The organism is Scardovia inopinata JCM 12537 (genome assembly GCF_001042695.1).
GTDB classification, from domain to species: Bacteria; Actinomycetota; Actinomycetes; order Actinomycetales; family Bifidobacteriaceae; genus Scardovia; species Scardovia inopinata.
This window is the reverse complement of the sequence record NZ_AP012334.1, coordinates 1,293,280-1,316,038: the sequence shown is the minus strand read 5'-3', so window position 1 is coordinate 1,316,038 and position 22,759 is coordinate 1,293,280. Positions and strand designations below refer to the sequence as shown.

Annotated in this window: 19 protein-coding genes; 10 read left to right on the top strand and 9 right to left on the bottom strand. The window is 49.4% G+C overall.

From position 1 onward, the window contains the following. Positions 1-473: 473 nt before the first annotated feature. Positions 474-1,160, top strand: coding sequence for a DUF6973 domain-containing protein (locus SCIP_RS07535; protein WP_050752403.1), 687 nt, complete (start codon positions 474-476; stop codon positions 1,158-1,160). After that, positions 1,157-1,729: a hypothetical protein gene (locus tag SCIP_RS05345; RefSeq protein WP_006293735.1), complete on the top strand. Its 573-nt coding sequence runs from the start codon at positions 1,157-1,159 to the stop codon at positions 1,727-1,729. The genes SCIP_RS07535 and SCIP_RS05345 overlap by 4 nt, the downstream gene beginning before the upstream one ends. Positions 1,730-1,794: 65 nt before the next feature. Here the strand turns inward: SCIP_RS05345 and SCIP_RS05340 are convergent, their stop codons facing one another. Then, positions 1,795-1,995 (bottom strand): hypothetical protein, encoded by a 201-nt coding sequence (locus SCIP_RS05340; protein ID WP_144427352.1) that lies wholly within the window; start codon positions 1,993-1,995, stop codon positions 1,795-1,797. Positions 1,996-2,541: 546 nt separating this feature from the next. Here SCIP_RS05340 and SCIP_RS05335 point away from each other — a divergent pair. Further along, the gene (locus tag SCIP_RS05335; protein ID WP_006293736.1) at positions 2,542-3,825 is read left to right on the top strand and encodes a glycoside hydrolase family 3 N-terminal domain-containing protein; all 1,284 of its coding nucleotides are present in this window, start codon (positions 2,542-2,544) and stop codon (positions 3,823-3,825) included. A gap of 64 nt (positions 3,826-3,889) precedes the next feature. Here the strand turns inward: SCIP_RS05335 and SCIP_RS08080 are convergent, their stop codons facing one another. Next, positions 3,890-4,054 (bottom strand): hypothetical protein, encoded by a 165-nt coding sequence (locus SCIP_RS08080; RefSeq protein ID WP_155810241.1) that lies wholly within the window; start codon positions 4,052-4,054, stop codon positions 3,890-3,892. Positions 4,055-4,217: 163 nt separating this feature from the next. Here SCIP_RS08080 and SCIP_RS08075 point away from each other — a divergent pair, with 163 nt between their 5' ends. Beyond that, positions 4,218-4,370: a hypothetical protein gene (locus tag SCIP_RS08075; protein WP_155810242.1), complete on the top strand. Its 153-nt coding sequence runs from the start codon at positions 4,218-4,220 to the stop codon at positions 4,368-4,370. A 79-nt stretch (positions 4,371-4,449) separates the two neighbouring features. Next, a complete protein-coding gene (ileS, locus tag SCIP_RS05330) occupies positions 4,450-7,848 on the top strand; it encodes an isoleucine--tRNA ligase (RefSeq protein WP_407695017.1) in 3,399 nt (1,132 codons plus the stop codon). Between the two features lie 214 nt (positions 7,849-8,062). Here the strand turns inward: ileS and SCIP_RS05325 are convergent, their stop codons facing one another. Continuing rightward, complete coding sequence (locus SCIP_RS05325) at positions 8,063-9,514, bottom strand: MFS transporter (RefSeq protein WP_231288069.1); 1,452 nt, start codon at positions 9,512-9,514, stop codon at positions 8,063-8,065. A 248-nt stretch (positions 9,515-9,762) separates the two neighbouring features. On the opposite strand from SCIP_RS05325, the gene SCIP_RS05320 reads away from it, so the two are divergent. Then, positions 9,763-10,143, top strand: coding sequence for a DUF488 domain-containing protein (locus tag SCIP_RS05320; RefSeq protein WP_006293739.1), 381 nt, complete (start codon positions 9,763-9,765; stop codon positions 10,141-10,143). Positions 10,144-10,158: 15 nt separating this feature from the next. Here the strand turns inward: SCIP_RS05320 and murI are convergent, their stop codons facing one another. The 4 genes from murI to SCIP_RS05300 all read right to left on the bottom strand — a co-directional run bounded on the left by murI (position 10,159) and on the right by SCIP_RS05300 (position 14,966). Then, positions 10,159-10,950: a glutamate racemase gene (murI, locus tag SCIP_RS05315; RefSeq protein WP_006293740.1), complete on the bottom strand. Its 792-nt coding sequence runs from the start codon at positions 10,948-10,950 to the stop codon at positions 10,159-10,161. A 74-nt stretch (positions 10,951-11,024) separates the two neighbouring features. Further along, on the bottom strand, positions 11,025-11,885 hold the full coding sequence (locus tag SCIP_RS05310; RefSeq protein ID WP_006293741.1) for a patatin-like phospholipase family protein: 861 nt from the start codon (positions 11,883-11,885) through the stop codon (positions 11,025-11,027). Between the two features lie 181 nt (positions 11,886-12,066). Next, positions 12,067-14,166, bottom strand: a complete 2,100-nt coding sequence (locus SCIP_RS05305; protein ID WP_006293742.1) for a transglycosylase domain-containing protein — start codon at positions 14,164-14,166, stop codon at positions 12,067-12,069. 80 nt (positions 14,167-14,246) lie between these two features. Continuing rightward, complete coding sequence (locus SCIP_RS05300) at positions 14,247-14,966, bottom strand: Crp/Fnr family transcriptional regulator (RefSeq protein WP_040591328.1); 720 nt, start codon at positions 14,964-14,966, stop codon at positions 14,247-14,249. Between the two features lie 207 nt (positions 14,967-15,173). Between SCIP_RS05300 and SCIP_RS05295 the strand changes: the two genes are divergently transcribed. The 4 genes from SCIP_RS05295 (at position 15,174) to galK (ending at position 19,605) form a co-directional block, all read left to right on the top strand. Continuing rightward, entirely contained in the window at positions 15,174-15,905 is a 732-nt protein-coding gene (locus SCIP_RS05295) for a polyprenol monophosphomannose synthase (protein WP_048349367.1), read from the top strand. Between the two features lie 33 nt (positions 15,906-15,938). Beyond that, positions 15,939-16,733, top strand: a complete 795-nt coding sequence (locus SCIP_RS05290; RefSeq protein WP_006293745.1) for a DeoR/GlpR family DNA-binding transcription regulator — start codon at positions 15,939-15,941, stop codon at positions 16,731-16,733. 203 nt (positions 16,734-16,936) lie between these two features. Then, positions 16,937-18,190 carry a galactose-1-phosphate uridylyltransferase gene (gene galT / locus SCIP_RS05285; protein WP_006293746.1) on the top strand — a complete coding sequence of 418 codons (1,254 nt, stop codon included), beginning with the start codon at positions 16,937-16,939 and terminating at the stop codon, positions 18,188-18,190. A gap of 32 nt (positions 18,191-18,222) precedes the next feature. Then, on the top strand, positions 18,223-19,605 hold the full coding sequence (galK, locus tag SCIP_RS05280) for a galactokinase (RefSeq protein WP_006293747.1): 1,383 nt from the start codon (positions 18,223-18,225) through the stop codon (positions 19,603-19,605). Positions 19,606-19,783: 178 nt separating this feature from the next. Here galK and SCIP_RS05275 read toward each other — a convergent pair whose 3' ends face one another. Together SCIP_RS05275 and SCIP_RS05270 are read right to left on the bottom strand one after the other, a co-directional pair. Further along, on the bottom strand, positions 19,784-21,265 hold the full coding sequence (locus SCIP_RS05275) for a metal-dependent hydrolase family protein (RefSeq protein ID WP_040591331.1): 1,482 nt from the start codon (positions 21,263-21,265) through the stop codon (positions 19,784-19,786). 100 nt (positions 21,266-21,365) lie between these two features. Further along, positions 21,366-22,730 (bottom strand): PFL family protein, encoded by a 1,365-nt coding sequence (locus SCIP_RS05270; protein ID WP_006293749.1) that lies wholly within the window; start codon positions 22,728-22,730, stop codon positions 21,366-21,368. Positions 22,731-22,759 lie beyond the last annotated feature (29 nt).

Sequence of the window (22,759 nt, the reverse complement as noted above, 5' to 3'; positions counted from 1 at the left end):
GTTAGCAGAATTTTTATAAAAAATATATCACCTTTCTTCAGGCAATGTCGCTAACGGCAACCGATGGGGAATGCCGTATATTCAATCTTGCCTGATCTGTGCTATACAGATTTGTCATCAACAACGCGACAGCGCATAGTGTCTAATTTCAATCGACAGAAGTTCGAGTGAAATACTTCGATTTTGGAGCAAAGTAATATTCCACATATCGTTTTCTCCGCTTTTACAGCACTGTTCTCTAGGAATACTCCAGCAAAGTAATAACTGCCCAAGGGGTCCAATCGTTTGAAACAATAATAGTATTCCAGCAATCTGTTCTCTAATATGCGCCTTGATAATTTAGGAGGCACAGTCTGATTTTCCGTCCAAACTCACATTATACTAGATAAGTGTAAACAGTTTTAGTGTTTTGGCATTCGGCAGAAAGTGACAAACTAGAAGATTGTTTACGCTTAATATATAAGGAGATAGATATGGAACAGTTAAGCTTGAAGAGGTGCTTGCTTGTAATAATAACCGCGCTCTGCTGCGTATCGTTTATCGCTGTATTTCCTGGGCAATATGCGATGGCATCAGTAAATGATCCTGTAACAATTTTACGTAAATCGCAGGATCCGGTTAAAACACTCGATAAGATGTCAATGGAGCAAAAACACGAAATTTTAAAGTATATCGATCATTCTTCTGACAAAGAAGTAAACAATTTGTTCTTTGGTAAGGATATTGGGTCCAACAAGACACAACTACAAAGTTACCCCGCTTCAGGTTACTATGATCGTTATTTTGCAAGTGCAAAAGAGAAGGTTGCATGTGTCATACAGGTAGGTATTTCAGGATGTAAACAAGGTGCAAAAGATGCTAATACTGCAAGTAATACAGCGGCAAGGTATTTTAAATCATCTCTTCACAATGGTAAAGGTGATGCATTCCGGCATTGTTACTGGAATGCACTTATGACACATCATATCGGCATCCATAATGCAGAGACTATAGCAACTAATCACGAAAAGTATAGTTCTGGTCCACAAAGAGAGAAGAGAATGGATCTTGCTAACAATAAAATTGGACGATCGGTCGGTAAGAAAACCAAAACTGATTCTCAAGCCCTTACAATGAGTAAGAACCTTGCTAACAAAAGGAAGTTGGTGACTCTTAAATGAATAATAATAATACGTCTGGGACCAGTGTCACAGAAGCAAACAAGCCGCTGCAGGAGGCAGAAAACGGCAATCCCCAGAATTCAGACAATCTTACTGCCCGCTTACACACCGCATCCAGTAATAAACTAAATAAACAAGGTAAACTTGCGGCGCTGATTATTGCCCTAGTGATGGTTTTGGTACTTACTGTTGGAATCACCGTATCAACCGTTCATAAGAATCAAGCTGCCGAAGTTCAGAAGAACCTGCAGAGTCAAGTTGCAGCAGGGGATTCAACTGTTGTCCTTCCTGGCAAGGTCAATAATGCGCGCTGGTCCCAGGCGCTGATTGTCTGTCCTTATGCAGATCCAAGCTCTTTCCCACAAGCTTTTCAGTCTGTGTCTGCAAAATTTAATACATCTAACGAGGATACTGAGTGGATTCTTTTCTTAATTACCAAACGCGGGAATAATAATTACCAAGTAATTTCTCAACAAGTGCCTAGGAAGACCATTGATTTTTGCTCTGGATCAAAGCCTTGGATTCTTGTTCATTCGGGTCAGCATCTTCATTATGCAAAAGACAAGTAAGCAGGCAAACTCCAATCAGAAATAATTTCAGCCAGACAACTCCACAAGGCAGCGTGTCTGGCTGGTTATTTTATTTTCGATTTTTCCAGCTTTCTTCTTTTTCGTTTTCTCTGTTTTCTTTTTTGTTTTTCAATTTTCCTGCTTCTCATTATTTTCTGTTTACTTTTATTTTCTTCCTTCTCTTCTGAATTCTTTGTTTTGTGCCGTGCGTGTTCTTTGCCGTATCTATGCTTTCCTGATACATTCTTTGTCTTACTTTGTCTCATAAGTCTTTGTCTCATAAGTCTATAAGGAGGAAGCGCTCTCTAACCTGTAATCCAGGGTATTGGACCATGCTCTTATAAAGGCAGTGGAATGTCGGGATGTCGAAAGGTTACGGAATGTCGAGATGCTACGAGATGTCGGGATGTCGAAACGCTGCGATGCTGAGATCCCGAGAGGAGAGCTCACCCAATTTTCAATTGGTTTTATGGCTAGTTTACTTTCTTTTCATCGTAATCACGGCTCACCCAACGAGATGTTGTGCCTTCGGCGTAGACCTGAGTAGCGCTCACCCAACGCGCAGTTGCAGCCTCAGGCGGATTCGTGCATGAGCGCTCACCCAACGCGTACATACTGAAGATTATAGTGACAATTTCAAGCGTGAGTTTGCCCTATTCGCGCGTTGGGTGAGCGGGGTTGGGGTAAGGGTTGTTGATTGCATTTGCGTGTTGGGTGAGCGGGGTCGGGGTAGAGGCCACTCAAGCATTTCTGCGCGTTGGGTGAGCCAGGCGCTGTCGCCAGGCACTGCCATAAGGTGGGATAATGGAAGCATGAAGAAACCACGGTCTGGTCGAAAAAAGCGTTTCCTGCTTATCACTGCTGTTGCCCTGCTTGTCATTGCCGTCATAGCAGCTGTCAGCCTTTTTCGGTCAGGATTATGGAATGGCTGGCAAATGGGGCAGCTGCCAGAAAATTCCCAGACAGTCTCTCCGCTGGCGTCGCAATCATCCCGAACGACAGCAACAGGTGATTCTTTTCATCTGCCGCGCCGGGGTAGTGTAAAACGTTCTCCGGCGCCGTTTCCCATTCCTCAAACCGCTGAACAAAAGTGGAAGAATAGCTGGACAACAGCAGCGGCTCAAGCTGCTGAACGAGTCAAGTCTATGAGTCTGGAAGAGAAAGTCGGACAGACCATCATGGCACCATTGCAGGCTGGTTATTCAGCTTCGAGTATGAGGACTTTAATCGAGCGGCAGCATGTGGGATCGGTTCTGATTATTGGCAATTGGAATGGAGGGAAGCCTCAGTTGAAGCCGCAGGTCGATGCGCTACAAAACTTTGCCTTGCAGTCTGGCGGCAGCAGACTTATTATTGCCACTGACAATGAGGGCGGGCTGGTCCAGCATGTGAGGGGTCCAGGTTTTGAGAGGATGCCTTCTGCCCTCTACCAGGGGAAGATGTCGGACGATCAGTTGCGGTTGTCAGCAGCTCGATGGGGGAGTCAGCTGAAAGCGGCTGGCATTAATGTGGATCTGGCTCCGGTGCTGGGAACCGTACAGGTACAGCGATCGGCAAATGCTCCTATTGGCGCTTTGAACCGCGATTTTGGTCTGGGCCCGGCTGGTACGGCATCTCATGGATCGGCTTTTGTACAGGGGATGAAAAGCAGCGGTGTTCAGACCGCAATTAAACATTTTCCTGGTCTTGGAGCAGTGACCGGCAACACCGATTTTACAGCTCGTGGCACCGTAGACACTACAACCCGTCTGGATAGCAAGGAAACTCAGCCTTTTATTGCGGTTCTTAAGGATCATCCGGCAATGGTGATGATGTCTTTAGCACAATACCGTCAGATTGATCCCGGTATTCCGGCAGTATTCTCTCAAAAAATTATCAGACAATATTTAAGACAAAAACAGGGGTATCAGGGGATAGTGATTTCTGATTCCCTATCTGCCGGTGCAATCAGCGGGTATCCTATCAACCAGTTGGGAGTTAAGCTGATAGAAGCTGGTGGCGATATGGCCTGTATCGGTGCTCCATCATACGTCCAGCCCATCATCAGCGGACTTCTGGCAAGGGCCCCAGGTCGGACACAAGTTTTTCTGATTTGATGACTCAGGCTATTGTCAGGATAATGACTGTCAAAATCATGATGGGTCTTGCTGGGAGAATTGATTAAGAAGTTTGAATAGTCGTTGGCTGAAGATTTGGTTGATGACTTTGGTTGAGGACTCTGACTGATGACTCTGGTTGAGGAATTCGGTTGGTGAGGATAAGAAAGATCTCCGTCTGAAGAGTCTGACTGGCGAAGAGGGGAGGGAAAAATGCGTGATGAACCATGGTTATCACACTCCTAGCGTAAAAAGATCTTGGTCAGTGCTATAGTAATCCCACAGGGCAATGATCCGTTATCAGCGGGGAGCCTTCGGAAGAAAGGAAAGACTTGCGCTTTCCCAGTAGAACCGACGGGAGAGGCCCGACACAGCCCGCCACAAGTGGATAAATGCGTTACCAGCTTGGGTCTGGCAGAAACAGGAAAGCAGATGTCGCATTTGTCAAGCGAGGTGGTACCGCGGTCATGAGCCGCAGCAGCCAGCAGACAGCAGCAGAGCCACAAGATATTGCTTTTATCGGCAAAGAGCGGGTCGTTGGATGAAGGAGCTCATGCATCGTCCTCGTGACAAGGTCAAAGGTCATGAATCATCATGAAAGATCAGTCATACAGAGGAGTGCATGTGAGCGAGCAGAATAGTAAAACTACGGCCGGTCGTGCAAACGATGCCCAGGCTGCTAAGCTTAGCCGAAATCAGCGCGTTTACCCCCGGGTTGTTACCCGCGATGTTGAACCTGGCGGGGGAGCAATTACCCCTAATCCCAGTTTTCCTGATATGGAGGAATCGGTCCTTAAGTATTGGGATGCAGACGGTACCTTCAAGAAGTCAGTGGAGCAGCGTCCCAGCGGAGACAATTCTGGTAATGAGTTTGTTTTTTTTGATGGCCCGCCTTTTGCCAATGGTTTACCCCATTATGGCCATCTCCTGACCGGTTACGCTAAAGACGTTATTCCCCGCTATCAGACCATGAAAGGGCGCCGTGTCAACCGCGTCTTTGGATGGGATACCCACGGCCTGCCGGCAGAATTGGAAGCCGAGAAAGAGCTGGGGATTGAGAACAAGAGCCAGATTGACAAGATGGGGCTGGCTGCCTTCAATGATGCCTGCCGCAGATCTGTTCTCAAATATACCAACGAGTGGAAGGACTATGTCCACCGTCAGGCTCGCTGGGTTGATTTTGACAATGGCTACAAGACTCTGGATACCACCTATATGGAGTCGGTCATCTGGGCTTTCAAGCAGCTCTATGAGAAAGGGTTGGCATACAAGGGATACAGGGTCCTGCCGTACTGCCCTAAGGATGAAACTCCTTTAAGCAATCACGAACTGCGCATGGACGCGGATGTCTATCAGAATCGGCAGGATATCTCTGTTTCAGTCGCCGTCAAAATGCGGGATGAAGACGCTTATGCCGTTTTCTGGACGACGACCCCCTGGACTGTTCCCGGCAACCTGGCGATTGTGGTCGGTCCTGACATCGATTACAGCCTGGTTCAGCCCACAGAAGGCAGGTTTGCCGGTAAGAAGCTATATTTTGCCACGGCTTTGCTCCCTCAGTTTGCTAAGGAATTGGGCGATAATTACACAGTCCTTAAGGAGCTGAAGGGTTCTGACCTGGTTGGTCGCCGCTACTGGCCCGTCTTCCCCTATCTGGCTGATGGAAAAGCAACCAGTCAGGACGGCGAGCAGGGCGAAGATCCGAATGCTTTCACAATTTATCCTGCAGATTATGTGGAAACAACTGAGGGAACAGGTCTGGTTCACCAGGCTGTCTATGGTGAGGATGATATCAACACCCTCAACAAGTATGGGGTTCGCACAGTAGATTACTTGGATGAGGGTTGCCGTTTTACTTCTCTGGTTCCTGATTATCAGGGAACCCGAGTCTTTGAAGCCAATACCCCCATCGTTCGCGATCTTCGCCACCATACCGGGGCCTTGGCTGATATCCCTGAAGATCATCGTGCCTTCCTGGTACAGGAGCGGTCTTACATCCACAGCTATCCCCATTGCTGGCGTTGTGGGACTCCTTTGATTTACAAACCCGTTTCTTCTTGGTTTGTTGCGGTCAGCAAGATTAAAGATCGTCTCCTGGCTCATAACCAGGAAATTAACTGGATTCCAGACAACGTGAAAGACGGCCAGTTTGGTAAGTGGCTGTCAAACGCCCGCGACTGGTCTATCTCCCGCAACCGCTATTGGGGTTCTCCCATCCCCGTGTGGGTTTCTGATGATCCAGCATATCCGCGGGTGGATGTCTACGGATCTTTAGCAGAGCTGAAACGCGATTTTGGCCGTTATCCTACAGATGACAAGGGCAAAATCAACCTCCACAGGCCATGGGTCGACTCTCTGACCAGACCTAATCCTGACGATCCTACTGGTAAATCTACAATGCGTCGAATTTCTGACGTTCTGGATTGCTGGTTTGAATCAGGATCCATGCCTTTTGCTCAGTTCCACTATCCTTTTGAGAACAAAGAATACTTTGAGCAGCATTTCCCCGGGGACTATGTGGTGGAGTATATTGGCCAGACCCGCGGTTGGTTCTACACTCTTCATATTATGGCCGGAGCCCTTTTTGATTCCCCTGCCTTCAGGAACGTCATCTGCCATGGCATTGTTCTGGGTAGCGACGGGCAGAAGATGAGCAAGCACCTGCGCAATTATCCTGATGTGAATGGAGTTTTCAACAAATATGGATCTGATGCCATGCGCTGGTTCCTGATGAGTTCTCCCATCCTACGCGGGGGCAATCTGATTGTTACCGCCGGGGGTATTCGCGATACAGTTCGGCAGATTATGCTTCCCCTGTGGAGCACCTACTACTTCTTTACCCTCTATGCCAATGCCGCTCACGACGGGCAGGGTTTGGAAGCCCGACAGGTGAAGGCATCTGAAGTCGGCAGTTTGTCAAGGATGGATCGGTATCTTTTGGCCCGTACCCATAACCTGGTCTCCTCTGTGGAGACCAGCCTGGATCAGTTTGCTATTTCCGATGCCTGCGACGCTGTTGCTGATTATATTGATCTGCTGACCAATTGGTATGTTCGTAACAGCCGAGATCGTTTCTGGAACGAAGATGAGACCGCCTTCAATACCCTCTATACGGCTTTGGAAGTTCTGTGCCGGGTGATGGCCCCTCTGGCTCCCATGGAAACAGAGACTATCTGGCGCGGTCTGACTGGGGGCGAATCGGTTCATCTGACTGACTGGCCCTATCTGACTGAGCAAGGGCACAAGGATGCTCCTCAGACTAAGCTTGGGCAGGTTCTGCGCCAGGATGATGGTCTGGTTGCAGCTATGGAGAAGGTTCGCGAGGTAGTTTCAGCTTCTCTGGCCCTGCGCAAAGTAAATCAGATTCGCGTCCGTCAGCCTTTGTCGAAACTGACGATTGTGGTTTCTGACACGGCTGCTATCAAGCCCTGCGAGGACATTTTCAAGTCCGAGCTCAACGTGAAAACTGTGGAATATACCACGGTTGAGGATGCAGGTAAACACGATCTGACCGTTATCAATGAGCTCAAAGTCAATGCTCGTGCTGCTGGTCCTCGCCTGGGCAAACAGGTTCAGCTAGCAATTAAGGCAGCCAAGACAGGCTCCTGGAAGAAGGATCAATCTGGAGCGGTAACAGTGCAAACCCCTCAGGGGGATATTGCCCTGGAGCCTGGAGAATATGAGCTTAACTCCCGGGTTGAAGAGGCTCATGCCAGCGATACCGATTCCATTGTCTCCGCTCCTTTGCCTACAGGCGGTTTTGTTCTGCTCGACACGGAGCTGACTGATGACCTGCTTGCAGAGGGATATGCTCGGGATACTATCCGTCTGGTTCAAGATGAGCGGAAAGCTGCCGGTTTGGATATTTCCGATAGGATTAATCTGACCCTGCTTGTTCCTCCAGCTGACAGGGCTAAGGTAGAGCAGTTTGCCGATCTGATTGCTCAGGAGACTCTGGCTGTGTCCTATGACATTAAGGACACAGCCAGCGACGAAGTTTCCGCTATCGTAGACAAGGCTTAGCAGGCCATCATTCCTGAGCATTCTTGATTATTCTTGATCATTCCTGATAAGAAGGTGTACGTGAATAGTCGAATAGCTGTCAGCAGCTGTCAGATTCTAGTACACCTTCTTTGTATTTTCTTTGTATTTTTAGCCTCTCTTTAGCTTAAGCTTTTCACAGGCTTCCGCTTTAGTTTTTAGTTGTGTTCAGACTTCGGAGCTCAGCCTTCAGGGACTAGGCTGGATTTCTGCTGGTCTGTCTATCAATCGTTGCTAGAACATGCTTCTCTTTATAAGCAACAAAGACCGCTCCACCAATCAGGCAGAGAACAGTGGCCACTAGGGCTGTAGCCCTGTAGCCAAAGCCATTGGTACCCAAGAGGGCAACAGAGGTGAAAATAATCATGGCCAAGGATTGTCCCAGCTTCATGCTGAAAGTACGGGCTGCGTAAAACATACCCTGCCGGTTTTCCCCGGAAATCACCGAATCCGCCTCAGCAATATCTGCCAACACTGCCTGGGGAAGGATTCCTAGAATCGCCATGGGAATGGCTGCTAAAACAGCTATCACGATGGCCCAGGCGAGAGAAGGGATTCCCAGAGTCCCCGCAAAGGCAGTGATGAAGAAATCCAGGCAGAAGAAGAAAAAGGCAAAGGCGACTAACTTCTTTTTGCCGATTCGCTTTGCAAGAATATTCACCGGAGCATAGAAGCAAAGGGAGAGGATAGTCATACCAACAAAGAAGATGGAAGTCATGTTGCTGGAAAATCCCATGAGAACAGTGACATAAAAAGGCATTCCGGTCTGGAAAATAGTCAGAGCAATCCAGTAGAGAATATCAGATCCTATGAAAACCTGGAAATCCTTATTTTTAAAGGTTTTAGACAGACTTTTCCAGACTCCGGAAGTTGACGGAGTGGTTTGGGCGTATTCCTTTTCATTGATAGTAAAGGTAGGCACCAGCATGCAGATGATAGCAATAACAGACAGGATACCGATGGCTGTTCTGAAACCTCCTGCTACTCCCAGGATCGGGGTGAAGAGGGAAGCAATGTTGGGCACTAGATAGGCAAAGGCAGTACCGAAGAAGAAGGTGATCGAAATAGTGGTTGAAACGTTGATTCTCAGCTCCTGAGTCCGTCCTAGTTCAGGTATCAGGGCGTTGAAAGGAGTACAGTAACAGGTCATGCAGAAGTAAAAAGCCAGGACAAGGATTAGAAGGGTGATGTCATTGATCCAGGAGATGTGGTTGAGGGGAGAAACGAAGACCAGGGTGGTGATCAGCCCAAAAGGGACAGCTGCATAACGCATAAAAGGCATCCGTCGGCCCAGACGATGCTTGCAGGAGTCAGATTTGGCTCCAATCCAGGGATCCAGGAAGGCATCTATCAGCCTGCCGGCAGCAGCAATAAGCCCGATCAGGGTGATGCCGGCAAAGAGCGCCCCTTGGGTGATGAAAAGGGTCATCCCACTCTTTTTCATAAACGCACTGGGTTGATAATAATACACCAGCCAGTTGGAAACGATCCCGGACAGAATAGCCCATCCCAGCTGTCCTATGGCAAAACTCCAGATTATTTTTGGGGTTGCCAGCTTCTTGTCACCGTGTTTTTCAACCCGCATAGGCTGGTTGATGTGATCGTTCTGACTTGACTGTGCGACCGGTGAGGCTGTGCCTTCAGCCATAGTCCACCTCCGTCTAGTTTTTCCCCTGCTTCGCCGCAGGGTGAACATCTATATTCTATATGTGTCTCTTGGCAAAGTGCTGCCTCCGTGTTCTTTCTGTCCAGCTATGCCTTCCATCAGAGTTTATGCGGAGTCTATGCGGAGTTTATAATAAACGAGGAGGTGTATTTATGACAGATAAAGCAGAGATAACTGAGAATCCGGCCACTTCAGAGAAGGCATCGGTCCCGGTAAGCGGCAAAAGAGAAGTGGCAATTAAGCGGGCTTATGACCAGCCTGACCCAGCTGATGGATATAGGATTTTAGTGGATCGGCTTTGGCCTAGGGGGATTTCCAAGGCGCGGGCCAGGATTGATTTATGGCTGAAAGATATTGCTCCCAGCAATGATCTTCGCAAATCCTGGGGCCATAATCCGCAGACTTTCGACGATTTTATTGCTGCCTACAGGAAGGAAATAGAGGAGAGGTCACAAGGGCTGACGGTTTTGGAAGAAACTCTTGCAGCTCATCAGCGGGTAACCCTGGTTTATGCCGCAAAAAGCCCGGTATATAACCAGGCAGCTGTATTAAGGGATTATCTGCTGGATCACCCGGAGCTTTTTCCCGGACTGGAGTTGGTCTTAGTGTGACCTGCCATACCCAGCTTACCGAGGCAGGGGAGCTTCCAGGAGGTGGCGGGCCAGAAGATCAAGTTCCTTGGTGTTTTGGGAATTTTCCAGGGTAACCTGTCCCTGATAATTATCCGGCCTGTCGGCCAGATTCCCTGATTCTTCCAGGATCGTCCGCACATGGTGGCTGGTACCGGCGTTGCCATCAATAATTGCAACGGAATCCGGCAGGATCTGACGGAAGTAGTTGCGGTAAAAAATAAAGTGAGTGCAACCTAAAACAACAGAATCCAGGGAATTAAGATCGTAAGGCTTCAGATAAGAAGTAATGGTTTTTATGGCCAGGTCTCTGTCTTCCACCTTGCCAGATTCCACCAAGGACACTAGGTCTGGGCAGGCCTGGGTATGAATAGTGTTATTCCCTCGAACCTGCTCAACCAAGCGGGCAAACTTTTTCTCCCGCAAGGTTAGGGAGGTGGCAAGAACAAGAACGTTTTGAGGCTTGCCTTCGCCCCGGTCGCAGGCAACTTTCAGCGCAGGCTCCATGCCTATGACAGGGAGAGAGAGGCTGCTGCGAAGATCGGGAGCAGCTGCACTGGTTGCGGTGTTGCAGGCGATAACGATGGCTTTAACTCCCCGAGAGAGCAGATGCCGGGTAACGGCGAAACTCAGCTCTTTCACCTGCTCGGTGGGTTTGGTCCCATAGGGCGCATGAGCACTGTCTCCATAAAAGAGAATATCTTCGTGGGGCAGGTCCTGACGTATCTGACGAACAACTGAGATTCCGCCCATTCCTGAATCAAAAACACCAATCGGTGCATTATTCATATTTCTGTAGCCTCCATAAACTTATATTCTTAGAATTTCCCGCAATCTACTGATGGAACCGTTGCCAAGGGTGGCTAGTGGGAAAGAAATTCTTTGATTTTATCAACCTGCTGCATTCCGTCCTGATACATATCAAGCAGCCCCTGGCGGGTCTTCTTCAGCGTATCCAGTCCGTGAAGATCAGTGGGGGCGATGATCAGGGCCTTGCCTTCTTTTTCATACTTTTCAGCTAAGGCAATCTGATCGTTGTAGGTTTTATATCTGGTAAGAATCCGGTCTGACGCCGCTGGATAGCGCTTTTCCAACAACTTGCCCGGCAACCTGTCATGGCCAGGTTCCCGGGGGATGTCTCTCTGCCTGGTCAGCAAAACAATCACCTTGGTACATCCGTCATCGAAAGCCTTCTGGATGGGAATGGGATCGGCTATGCCTCCGTCAAAGTAGGGGACGCCGTCTATCTCATAGGGAGAATTGGCAGCTGGAACGCAGCTAGACGCTTTGAAAACATCGTAATGATCCTGGCTGATATCATCCTTGGTAAAATAATGAGGCTGACCGGTTCTGGCGTCGCAGGCAACAATGGTAAAACTTGCAGGATTATCTCTCAGGGCTGGGTAATTCAAAGGATATTCGCCATCATGCTTGGATAAGTCTCCATAAATATAATCCAGATTAATAAAATCCCGCTGATGGATCATGTTATGGAGACTGGCATACCTGCTGCGGAATGAGTATTCAACGTAGAAGCGGAGGGCTCGCCTGTATTGGCCCGACAGATATCCGGCCAAATCTGCACTACCGGCAGAGACACCGTAACAGCGGTCACAATGAATATTATTCTTCAGACAGGCATCCAGAACACCGGCGTTGAAAACAGCCCGAAAGCCACCTCCCACATCGATAATTCCAATGGTGGATGGTATATTTTCGCTCATCGTTCTTGCCTTCTTGTCATATATGACAGTGCTAGGTATTGTTTCATATGTGATACTGTTTCATGCAACTTTCATGTAACTCTATCTGTTGCAGCCCTGCGTACCCTGGGGGACAGATCCTTAGGGCATATACCTTTGGGGAGGAAAGGTAGACTGAGGACTTTCAAGCGGATACAACCCGTCATCCCATCAGACGGGCGTCAGCTTTGCCGTAAGAGGGATCATCGGGGATATGGGCTGCCTTCACGTAGTCGTTAATAAAACTGGTCAGGATGGGAAGAGAATAGGAACCAAACCATGTGTCATGGGTTTGCCCTCCTATTGTCCTTCTGGTGAAAGATTTCGGCTGTTCCATATTGCCCATGGTGGTGTAAGCAGCCACCCCGTGGGTGAAAATAACACTGTCCATGTACTTATCTTCTGCTGTACCTGTTTTGGCAAAAGTCTTACGATTGTTAGCAAGCTGGGCTCCCTTGGCAGCACCGTCTGTCACATCCTTATTGAGAATATAAGCAGTGGTTTGTGCTACCTCTTTGGAAATAGCCTGTTTGCAATTAGCACTGGGGACTGCAATATCTTTGCCGTTCTTAGTGACTTTTGTGATGGCAATGGGATCGCAGTGAACGCCATTGGCTGCAATAGTGGCGTAGACACTGGCCATGGTGAGGGGAGAAGCATTGAGAGAACCAATGATGATGGCAGGTTCCATGTTGTTCTCAATGTTCGTATTCCCCAGAGCTGCGTTATGGTAGCCCAGGGCGGTTGCTGTTTTGGCGATGGCGCAGAGGCCAATTTTCTGAGCCATGGATGCCTGAGTGGTGTTGTGAGACATAATCAGGGCATGGTAGGGGGTTTCCGGATTAACCGTCCCACCTCCTGAATTAGACACCTGCCAGTAGCCTCCCTTGGTGGCTGAGCAAGGGAAGCTGGCGTTAGGATAACTGGTATACGTTCGCAGAGACTCCATGGCTGTATGGCCGTTAGATAGCCAGGAAACCATGTTAATGGGCTTGAAGGTTGAACCGGTCTGAACTCCAATTCCGCCTCCGTCTGCCTGGTCTACTGCATAGTTAATAGCCGTTGATGTTCCGCCAGCCTTGGTGGTGGCGTTATAGGTGCGATTTTGGGCAATAGCCAGGACCTTTCCTGTTCCGGGCTGAATAGCAGCCATAGCCGCCTCAAAACCCGACGGATCATTAACGGGAATGACCTTGCGGACAGATGCGTTAGCCGCTGTTTCCGCCTTGACATCAAGAGTAGTAATAATAGTCAGGCCGCCCTCGTAAAGGAGTCTGCGGCGTTCGGCTGAAGTCTTTCCAAAGGCTGAAGAATTAAGGATTTTATGAACCACATAATCACAGAAAAATGCTGAGTCTCCTGCTGCCTGGCAGCCGACGCTGACTGCCTTAATCTTGAGCATGTTCTGAAGAGGAACCGACTTAAACTGGGTGGCCTGAGCCTTGGTCAGGAACTTGCAGGTGACCATGAGGTCGAGGACAATGTTGCGCTGATTCTGTGCTTCGGCAACGTTGACAGTAGGATCATATTTCGCCGGATTCTTGGTGATGGCTGCAATGGTTGCTGCTTCACCGGCATTGAGATCCGCTGCTGACTTGGAAAAATAATGTTGAGCGGCTGTTTCCACACCATAAGTAGACGTGCCAAACTGAGCTATATTCAAGTATCCTTGAAGAATATCGGCCTTGGAATAAGTCTTTTCAATTTGCAGAGCCAGGAGCATTTCCTTGATTTTGCGAGCAATGGTGTCTTCCTTAGCGTGATAGGCGCCAATGGGATCATTTTCTGACTGTGCCTGTTCAATCAGCATATTTTTAACATACTGCTGGGTTAGGGTAGAGCCTCCCTGAGTATTTCCCTGATTGACATAGGTTTGGACAAAGGCGCGGAGCACACCCTGGGGATCAACGCCATGATGCTGGAAAAAACGACGATCTTCCCTGGCTACCACTGCCTGCTGCATGACTTTGGACACCTTGCCCAGGGAAACATTAATTCTGTTTTGATCGTAAAAGGTAGCTATAAGTGTTGTCCCGTCCGATGCATACATGCGGGATTGCTGTGGGAGGTCTGACAGGTTGAACGTGATGTTGTCGGTAGTAGTCAGATTAGGAGTCAGTTTCTGTACGGCATTAGATGCAACTACTGCTCCAGGCAGCAAAAAGCCCGAGGTTACAATTCCTCCTGCAATGCAGAAGATGAGGTAGGCCAGAAGGAGTGTAAAAATACGTCCTATACTCTTTTTTGGTTTCTCAGCAGACATACTTCCATTTTAAGGTTAAGCGTCTACCACCGGACTTCGTCCTCCTGAAGAAAAGAGATATCTGGTCAGAAAACGATGCCTTAATGCTTAGAGCGAAGAATGAGTTTTCCCGGACGATAGATAATTATTGTCCGACCATCTCTGGCAATCCACCCTCGGTTGGTGAAATCCATCAGCGCCTTGTTCACTGTTTCCCTGGACGTTCCTACCAGCTGTGCCAGTTCTTCCTGGGTTAAATCATGAGGGACCAATAGGCCTTTTTCTGTGGGCTGACCAAAGCGACGGGCAAGATCAATCAGGGTCTTGGCCAGTCGGCCGGGTACATCCATAAAAACGAAATCGCTGATTTTCTCATTGTTTCTGCGCATACGGTGGGCCAAAACCTGAAGCATGCTGACTGCTACTTCCGGGTGATCATCCAACCATTTCAGCAAGGCTTCATGAGACAGGGAAACGGTCACCGTCTCATCTTTCATGGCAACTGCAGAGGCTGTTCGTGGCCCTCCCTCAGGATCAAAAACCGGAATTTCTCCCAAAACTTCCCCCGGACCATGAATGCTCAGGAGCTGAATACGCCCGTCATGAGATTCCCGAGTCAGTTTCACCTTTCCATTTTCTAATATGAACATGCGGGTATCAGTATCGCGCTCGCGGAAGATAAAATCTCCTTTTGCATACTCGAGCTGGTGAAGGTGGGGAATTAACTGATCAGCATCTGACGGCTTAACATGCTTGAACAAGGCAGTATGCAGGAGTATTGCTTCAGGGTCTATCTGTCGATGCTGATTGGGTGCAATCATGGCGATATCAATTCCTATCTTCAAAACATCATCGTCTGTAGCGGCTTAGCCGGCTCAACGTTTCCATAATAGACATATCGGATGACTGACCCCTGTCTTCAGGTCCTTTGCTTTGCTAGATGTTACTATGGGAACAGATGCAATAAAGGGGGATGCGTGACTGTCCATAAGGCAAATTTTGCTGATAATCTGAAGATTCTCATTGTTATGCCTACATACAATGAGAAGGACAATTTACAGCCTACCCTCAGCGGCATTTTTCGTTGCTGCCCTTCGGTTCATGTTTTGGTTGTTGATGATTCTTCTCCTGACGGTACTGGTCAGGAAGCTGAGAAGATGGCTCAGGCCGACAGGCGGATAATGGTGATACACAGGTCTATCAAGCGGGGACTTGGTCCTGCTTATTTGGCTGGTTTCGAGTGGGCGCTCTTGCATAATTATGACATTATTTGTCAGATGGATATGGATGGATCTCACAGGCCGGAAGACCTGAGGAAGGTTATTGGGCAGCTGGTAAGCCGTCCTGATTGTGATGCCTGTATAGGTTCTCGCAGAGTCCCCGGGGGAGGAACTGAAAACTGGCCTTGGTACAGGCAGGCTATTTCCTGGTGCGGATCTACCTATGCCCGCTTGGCTCTGGGTTTGTCTACTCATGATGTGACAGCCGGGTTTAGGGCGTACAGGGCGGAGGCCTTGCGCCGCTTGCATTTGGATAAAATCCAGGCCAATGGCTACGTTTTCCAGGTTGATATGACTCGTCGGATTGAATATGCGGGTGGAAGAATTATAGAAGTTCCCATTATTTTTGTGGAGCGCACTAAAGGATCCTCTAAGATGGGGGCGGGAATTGTGCTAGAGGCCATGTGGAGGGTTACCGGCTGGGGGATTTATCGGCTTGTGACTGGCAAACGCAAATCCAAGAGGAATTTACTTCGGTAGGATAGAAAAATCAGCTTGTTCTTATCCCACTTTGTGTGCGATAATGTTCATATGATCTCAACTCAACGACAACAGGTGATTCTTTCCAAACTGAGGGACAGCGGAGCTGTTCGGGTCAGTGACCTGTCTGAACAGCTCGGTGTATCGTCTATGACGATCAGGAGGGATATTGAGGATCTGGCCAACAAGGGCCTGCTGAAAAGAGTCCACGGCGGGGCTGTTTCTACCAGCACGCTCCTGTCGGAACCTCTTTTTTCTGTGACCTCCAGGATGGAGACCGGACTGAAGCAGGCTATTGCCCTAAAAGCAGTGGAATATGTCTCCCCGGGAGATGTGATTGCCATCGGGGGCGGCAGCACTGCCTATGTTTTTGCTCAGACCCTTCTGGAAAGTTTTCGCAGCCAGGGGATCACCATCCTTACCAATTCTCTGCCGGTTGCCCAGTTGGCGCAGATAACCGACAGCTCACAGTCTGTAGAGGTCATTATGACCGGAGGAGTGGTAACCCGGTCGCATTCCCTGGTTGGCCCTATCGCCGATAAGGTGATTCAAGGCCTGAGAGTCAATACCCTCTTCCTGGGAGCCCATTCGGTGTCGGTTCCCCGCGGATTTCTCACTCCTAATTCCCTGGAGGCTGCCACTAACTCAGCGCTGATTTCTATTGCAGATATGTCTGTGGTTCTGGCAGACCACACAAAATGGGAGGGAACGTCCCTGTCCCTTTTTGCTGATTTCTCACAAATTGACACCATCATTACCGATTCTGACCTGAGCAGAAAGCAGGAGGCCGCAATCCGTCGAGTTGCTAAGCATCTGGTTTTGGCGTGAAAAGAAAGAGACTCCAGCGAGCCTGGCGGCCACCTTGGGACTGTATGTGAAGACTGACGGATATGGGGGGCTGTGACAGGGTATACGGATATGACCATATATGATCATGTGATAAATGTTTATACATGTTCATAACTCTGATAAAACGAACAAAATCTAACACCGCTGCTAAGATAATATCATCTGACAACAAAGGAGCAACGATGACGGAATTCGCTCATTATCGGCCTGGGGAATATGCCTCAGAGCATATTCGGATTACGCCAACCAAGCTGGCTGACGGACGTCAATTCTTTTATGTGGACGATGACCCTGACTATGTATCAGGAAAGAAAACCAGGCAACTGACTGATCCCAGGAAGCTGGCCAATCGTTTTGAACCGGGAATTGATGGCGAAGGTAATCCTATTCCGGTGCAGGCTCCGCAAATGCGCAGGGATCCTCTGACTGGAGATTGGATTCCCATGGCTACAGCCCGTATGAACCGGCCAATCACTGCCGGACCAGGAGCCACGGCAAGCGGGAATCCTCTCGCTGCCCGTAAACCCGGCAATCCCTACCAGGATGGTGAGATTCCTGACACTGATTATAACGTGGTAGTCTTTGAAAATCGTTTTCCCTCCATGAACCGTCTTCCCGGCCAGGATGATGCTGTCACCTATGTGGATGGGAATCCTCTTTGGCAGCAGAGGCCAGCAGCTGGTCGTTGCGAAGTGGTCTGCTTCGATCCGGGTGAAACCTCTCTTCCTGCTGATCTCCCTGTCTTCCGTCTGAGAACCGTAGTAGAAGCCTGGGCTTTCCGCACGGCTGAAATCTCTGCTATAGAAGGAATAGAGCAGATCTTTCCTTTTGAGAATCACGGTCAGGAAATAGGCGTTTCCCTAGCCCATCCTCATGGTCAGATTTATTGCTACCCCTTTATTGCACCCCGGCTTGAACAGGAACTCAGACAGACTCAGGAGTATCATGAACGCACCGGTGGAAACCTGCTCAGAGATATTCTCCAGGGAGAGCTGGAGGCAGAACAACGAATTATTATGCGCAATTCTACCTGGATTGCGTATGTTCCTGCAGCTGCCCGGTGGCCCCTGGAGGTGCACCTTCAGCCTGTCCGCGGGGGAGTTCTGACTCTGGATCAGCTTACTGATGATGAACGCTGGGGCTTGGCTTATATGTATTCTGCCCTTCTGAAACGGGGCAATGCTTTTTTCGATAGGGGAGATGGGCAGGGTATGGATTTGCCTTACATTGCAGCCTGGCATCAGGCTCCTGTGCGAGACCCCAGGAGGATCAACTACAGTCTTAATCTTCAGTTCTTCTCCTTCCGCAGGGCGGCTAATAAAATCAAGTATCTGGCAGGTTCTGAATCCGGTATGGCGGCCTGGATTTCTGATACAACTCCGGAAAAGATTGCCAGCCGGTTCCGTGCCTTGGGGCCGGTTGATATTGAGGATTAAGGATTAGTTTTTGTTTGTGGAAAGGAAACATCATGAGGCAGAACATCATGAGGCAGGGTATGACAGGTGTGTCAGATTCGTCAGATTCGTCAGATAAGGCGGCTAATCCTGTGGAGAGGAAGCCAGGTTCAGCAGGCACGGCCGGAGCTGCGGCTCCGGCGATAAAATTTATCCCTGCCTTGTCTGATGCACAGGGAGCCCGGCAAGCATGGGATCTTTTTACTGCTGTATTCCAGACCCAACCAGAGGGAGTATGGGATGCCCCCGGCAGAGTCAACCTGATCGGGGAGCATACAGATTATAACGGGGGCTTGTGCCTGCCTATTGCTCTGCCCCACAGGACTTTTATTGCTCTTCGGTCCCGGACTGATACTCAGGTAAACCTGGTTTCTTCCATCAATCCAGATTCGCTTGCCCATGCTGATCTGCAGGGCTTGGAAGCCGGGGGGGTTGAAGGCTGGGCTGCCTATCCTGTAGGTGTTGCTTGGGCAATGCGCCGTCAGGGGTTGCCTGTTCGTGGCTTCGATGCAGCTTTTGTCTCCTGCCTTCCCCTGGGGGCAGGACTGAGTTCATCGGCCGCCATGACCTGTTCCACTGCCCTGGCTCTGGACGAGGCTTTTAACCTGGGGTATGGAAAGAGCGATGAGGGCCGGGTCACCTTGATTTCCATGGCTATTGCTTCAGAGAATGAGATGGCTGGTGCCAGTACTGGGGGCTTGGATCAGAACGCCTCCATGCGCTGTCAGGAGGGTAAGGCCCTGCTTCTAGACTGCAGACCCGGTTTAACTTCTTTCGAGAATGTGTCTCAGCAGGATTGTGATCTTTCTGCTTATGGATTGGAACTTTTGGTTGTGGATACCTGTGCTCCCCACCAGCTTAATGACGGTCAGTATGCCCAGCGCAGGGCTACCTGTGAAGCTGCTGCTCATAAGCTGGGAGTGGCTAATTTGAGGGAAGTGGCAGATACCCTGGCTGCCCAGACAGGGGATGACGAAGAGGCTCGTTTGGCTGCTTTGAAAACAGTGGTGAACAAGCTGGATAATCCGGTTGAAATGAAGAGGGTACGCCATGTGGTCACGGAAATCTGGCGTGTAACCGAGTTTGTTCGAGCGTTTGCTCAGGGAGACATCGAGCGGGCAGGCCACCTTTTTAATGCTTCTCATGTCTCCCTGCGGGATGATTATCAGGTGACTGTTCCCGAGCTTGATCTGGCAGTTGAAACAGCCCGGGCCAATGGTGCTTATGGGGCCCGGATGACCGGTGGCGGTTTTGGAGGATCGATTATTGCCCTTGTTAATCAGGGACAGTCCCAACCCCTTGCCCAGAAGATTGCCACCGCCTTCGCTGATCGAGGTTTTAATCAGCCTCGAGCCCTGACGGCTGTAGCTTCTGGACCAGCGCAAAGAGTCTTATGAGAGTCTTATGAGAGTCTCATAAAACTCTCATGATGTGCATAAAATTATTCTTTTCAGAAGGCTAACGTAAGACTTACCAATGTATTGTGCAAGTTTTACGTTAGCCTTTTACATCAGCCAGAACCCTGCGTTTTCACGCTCTATCGGGCTTTTAATAATTTTTTGATAATTATACTTTTTACAGGGTATCCAAAGCAGCATCTACCTTAGGGAAGTGGGTGGCCTGAGGATGCCAGACCGGTACGCCATTGGCTACCACCAAGTCAGGCTTATCCAGTGCCCGCAGATCCTCCAGGGGGTTGTCATTCACCACCAGGAGGTCAGCACTGAGACCTTCCTTTAAGGCGCCTGTCACTTCGGCCAAGCCCAAGACTTTGGCGTTTTCTGTCGTTGCGGCAAAGAGGGCTTGAGCTTTGGTCATTCCAGCGTAGCGAACCAAGAAGTCAAGTTCACGCCAGGTGTTGTACTGGGTGACGTAAGGCATGGCTGTATCGGTTCCCACCAGAATATTCAGCTTCTCTTTAACTGCCCGCTGTGCCCCTTCGGTCATGGTCTTACCAACAATTTCAGCATTGCCCCTGGCAACATCACTCAAATCCAGCTCTTTAGGATCCAAATCTGTCTCAGGGTAAATAGCAGACAAGGTGGGAGTCAAAGCGCTGTAGCCATTGAGGCTCTTGGGATTGTTGTGGAAGAGGGCAAGGGCCTCATCATCCAGTGCAGCTCCGTGCTCAATGGTATCTACTCCAGCCCGTAGGGCCCGCTTGACCCCCTCCAGGCTTTGAGCATGAGCAGCTACAATGATTCCAGATTTGTGTGCCTCTTCAACGATTACAGCCATGATATCTTCGGTTAATTGTGGGGCGCCGGCATCGCCGATTTTCTTGGCATCGGTCACGCCGCCCGTGGCAGCAATCTTAACAGCGTTGACCCCGTTGTCCAGCAGGGTATGAATGTTTTTCAAGGCCTGCTCTTTATCGGGGCACTCCATAGAGAGCAGGGGAGCTCCATGACCGTTGACGCCTGCCAGCATGGGGCCAGAAGCAAGAATCCGAGGACCGAGTACCTTCCCGTCTTGAACATCATCGCGCAGATCTACGGTGTCAAAGGCGATATCGCCCACAGTTCGTATGGTGGTCACCCCTGAATAGAGAAGTTCATTTGCCATCCGGCGGGTCATACCGCGTAGGGCTACATGACCGGGTCCGCTGAGCATCTTCTGTCTCTGCTCCGCTTGAGCTTCCTTGGTCATGGTGTTGGAGGGGAGGCTCTCTCCTGTGTTGAAAAGATGGGTATGAACGTTAATCAAGCCGGGAAGCAGGTAACGACCTTCTGCATCAAGGGGCTTGTAAGTAGCGGGAATAGCTGAAACCCGATCAGTATCCTTGGTAGGGAAGATGGCTTCAATGGTTCCTTCCTCGGACACCACAAGGGTCATGTCCTTTTTGATTTCGCCCTCTTCCTTGCCCAGACCGCCTTCTCCCGGATAGGTATAGACTAAGTTGGCATGATGGATGGCAAAGGGGGTGTGCTCCACCTTCTGCTGTTTTTGTTCCACCTCTGTTCGTACCGAAGCTACTAAGGAAGAAACCGTATTCTTTACGTTTTTTAGCTTAGCTTCTCCTGCTTCTTTTACATGAGAGATATCAATGTCTGCCATAATCTTCCTTTCTGATTGTGTATAGGTACAGCTTAGCATTAATTTTATTGTTATTATAGTCCGCTAGTGTATAAATACACACAGGTAGATGAGAATTGTCTCAGTTTTTGAAACTATGGACCGGGGCTGGTATGCGTCCCCCTCTGGTTACAAAGGCTGAGCAATCGGTTTTGTTGACAGGAATAATCGGGGCATGCCCAAGTAACCCACCAAATTCAGCCTTATCTCCCACAGTCTTTCCTATAACAGGAATAAGGCGGACGGCTGTTGTTTTTTGATTGACCATACCAATAGCAGCTTCATCGGCAATAATACCGGATATAGTGGAATCACTGGTATCTCCCGGGATAGCAATCATGTCAAGACCTACCGAGCAGACACAGGTCATGGCTTCCAGCTTCTCTATGGTCAGATTTCCTTTGCTGGCAGCATCAATCATGATGCTGTCCTCAGAAACAGGGATAAAAGCCCCTGACAGGCCGCCAACATAAGAAGAAGCCATGATTCCTCCCTTTTTGACCTGATCATTGAGCAGGGCCAAGGCGGCAGTGGTGCCAGGGCCGCCTACCCGGGCCAGCCCCATTTTTTCCAGAATCTGACCGACTGAATCGCCAATTGCCGGAGTAGGAGCCAGTGAAAGATCAATGATTCCAAAAGGAACTCCTAAACGGGAAGAGGCTTCCTGGGCAACTAGCTGCCCGACCCGGGTGATTTTAAAAGCGGTGCGCTTAATGGTCTCACACAGGAAGGCAAAGTCTTTTCCCTGAGCCTGGTCTAGGGCATGAGACACTACCCCAGGGCCTGAAACGCCTACATTAATCACGGCATCCCCCTCGCTAATCCCGTGGAAGGCACCGGCCATAAAAGGGTTGTCATCAGGAGCATTGCAGAAAACGACCAATTTGGTGGTGGCATTGCTGTCATGATCAGCAGTTGCCACAGCTGCCTTTTTTATAACGTGTCCCATAAGCTCTACGGCATCCATATCAATCCCGGTGCGGGTAGAGCCAACGTTGACGGAGGCACAGACCCGATCAGTCTGAGCTAGTGCTTGGGGGAGGGATTCAATCAGTAGACGGTCAGACGGGGTCATAGCCTTGGAAACTATGGCTGAGAAGCCGCCCAAAAAGTTGACTCCTACATCATGAGCAGCCTGATTAAGAACCTGACAGAGACGGACGTAATCCCCGGCGTCAGAGCAGGCGCTTGCACCGATCAAAGAAAGAGGGGTGACAGAAATGCGCTTGTTGACAATAGGAATGCTGAATTCTTGCTCTATCTGCTGGCAGACAGGGACCAGGCTGCCGGCATAAGCAGTGATTTTGTTATAAATGTTCCGGCAGAGGGTGTCCAGGTTGTCACTGATGCAATCCACCAGGCTGATGCCCATGGTGACGGTGCGTACATCCAGCTTTTCTTGGCTGATCATGGCATTGGTCTCGCCAACCTCGGTGAAATTAATCATTCTGATGGTGCTCCTTCAGCAGATTTCCG

Coding starts and splice junctions, on each gene's coding strand:
- SCIP_RS05325 (WP_231288069.1), bottom strand. CDS start 9,514: ATGGCTGAAGGCACAGCCTCACCGGTCGCACAGTCAAGTCAGAACGAT.
- SCIP_RS05310 (WP_006293741.1), bottom strand. CDS start 11,885: ATGAGCGAAAATATACCATCCACCATTGGAATTATCGATGTGGGAGGT.
- galT (WP_006293746.1), top strand. CDS start 16,937: ATGACGGAATTCGCTCATTATCGGCCTGGGGAATATGCCTCAGAGCAT.
- SCIP_RS05345 (WP_006293735.1), top strand. CDS start 1,157: ATGAATAATAATAATACGTCTGGGACCAGTGTCACAGAAGCAAACAAG.
- SCIP_RS07535 (WP_050752403.1), top strand. CDS start 474: ATGGAACAGTTAAGCTTGAAGAGGTGCTTGCTTGTAATAATAACCGCG.
- SCIP_RS05300 (WP_040591328.1), bottom strand. CDS start 14,966: ATGATTGCACCCAATCAGCATCGACAGATAGACCCTGAAGCAATACTC.
- SCIP_RS08075 (WP_155810242.1), top strand. CDS start 4,218: ATGCGTTACCAGCTTGGGTCTGGCAGAAACAGGAAAGCAGATGTCGCA.
- murI (WP_006293740.1), bottom strand. CDS start 10,950: ATGAATAATGCACCGATTGGTGTTTTTGATTCAGGAATGGGCGGAATC.
- galK (WP_006293747.1), top strand. CDS start 18,223: ATGAGGCAGAACATCATGAGGCAGGGTATGACAGGTGTGTCAGATTCG.
- SCIP_RS05305 (WP_006293742.1), bottom strand. CDS start 14,166: ATGTCTGCTGAGAAACCAAAAAAGAGTATAGGACGTATTTTTACACTC.
- SCIP_RS08080 (WP_155810241.1), bottom strand. CDS start 4,054: ATGGTTCATCACGCATTTTTCCCTCCCCTCTTCGCCAGTCAGACTCTT.
- SCIP_RS05275 (WP_040591331.1), bottom strand. CDS start 21,265: ATGGCAGACATTGATATCTCTCATGTAAAAGAAGCAGGAGAAGCTAAG.
- SCIP_RS05270 (WP_006293749.1), bottom strand. CDS start 22,730: ATGATTAATTTCACCGAGGTTGGCGAGACCAATGCCATGATCAGCCAA.
- SCIP_RS05335 (WP_006293736.1), top strand. CDS start 2,542: ATGAAGAAACCACGGTCTGGTCGAAAAAAGCGTTTCCTGCTTATCACT.
- SCIP_RS05340 (WP_144427352.1), bottom strand. CDS start 1,995: ATGAGACAAAGTAAGACAAAGAATGTATCAGGAAAGCATAGATACGGC.
- SCIP_RS05295 (WP_048349367.1), top strand. CDS start 15,174: ATGCCTACATACAATGAGAAGGACAATTTACAGCCTACCCTCAGCGGC.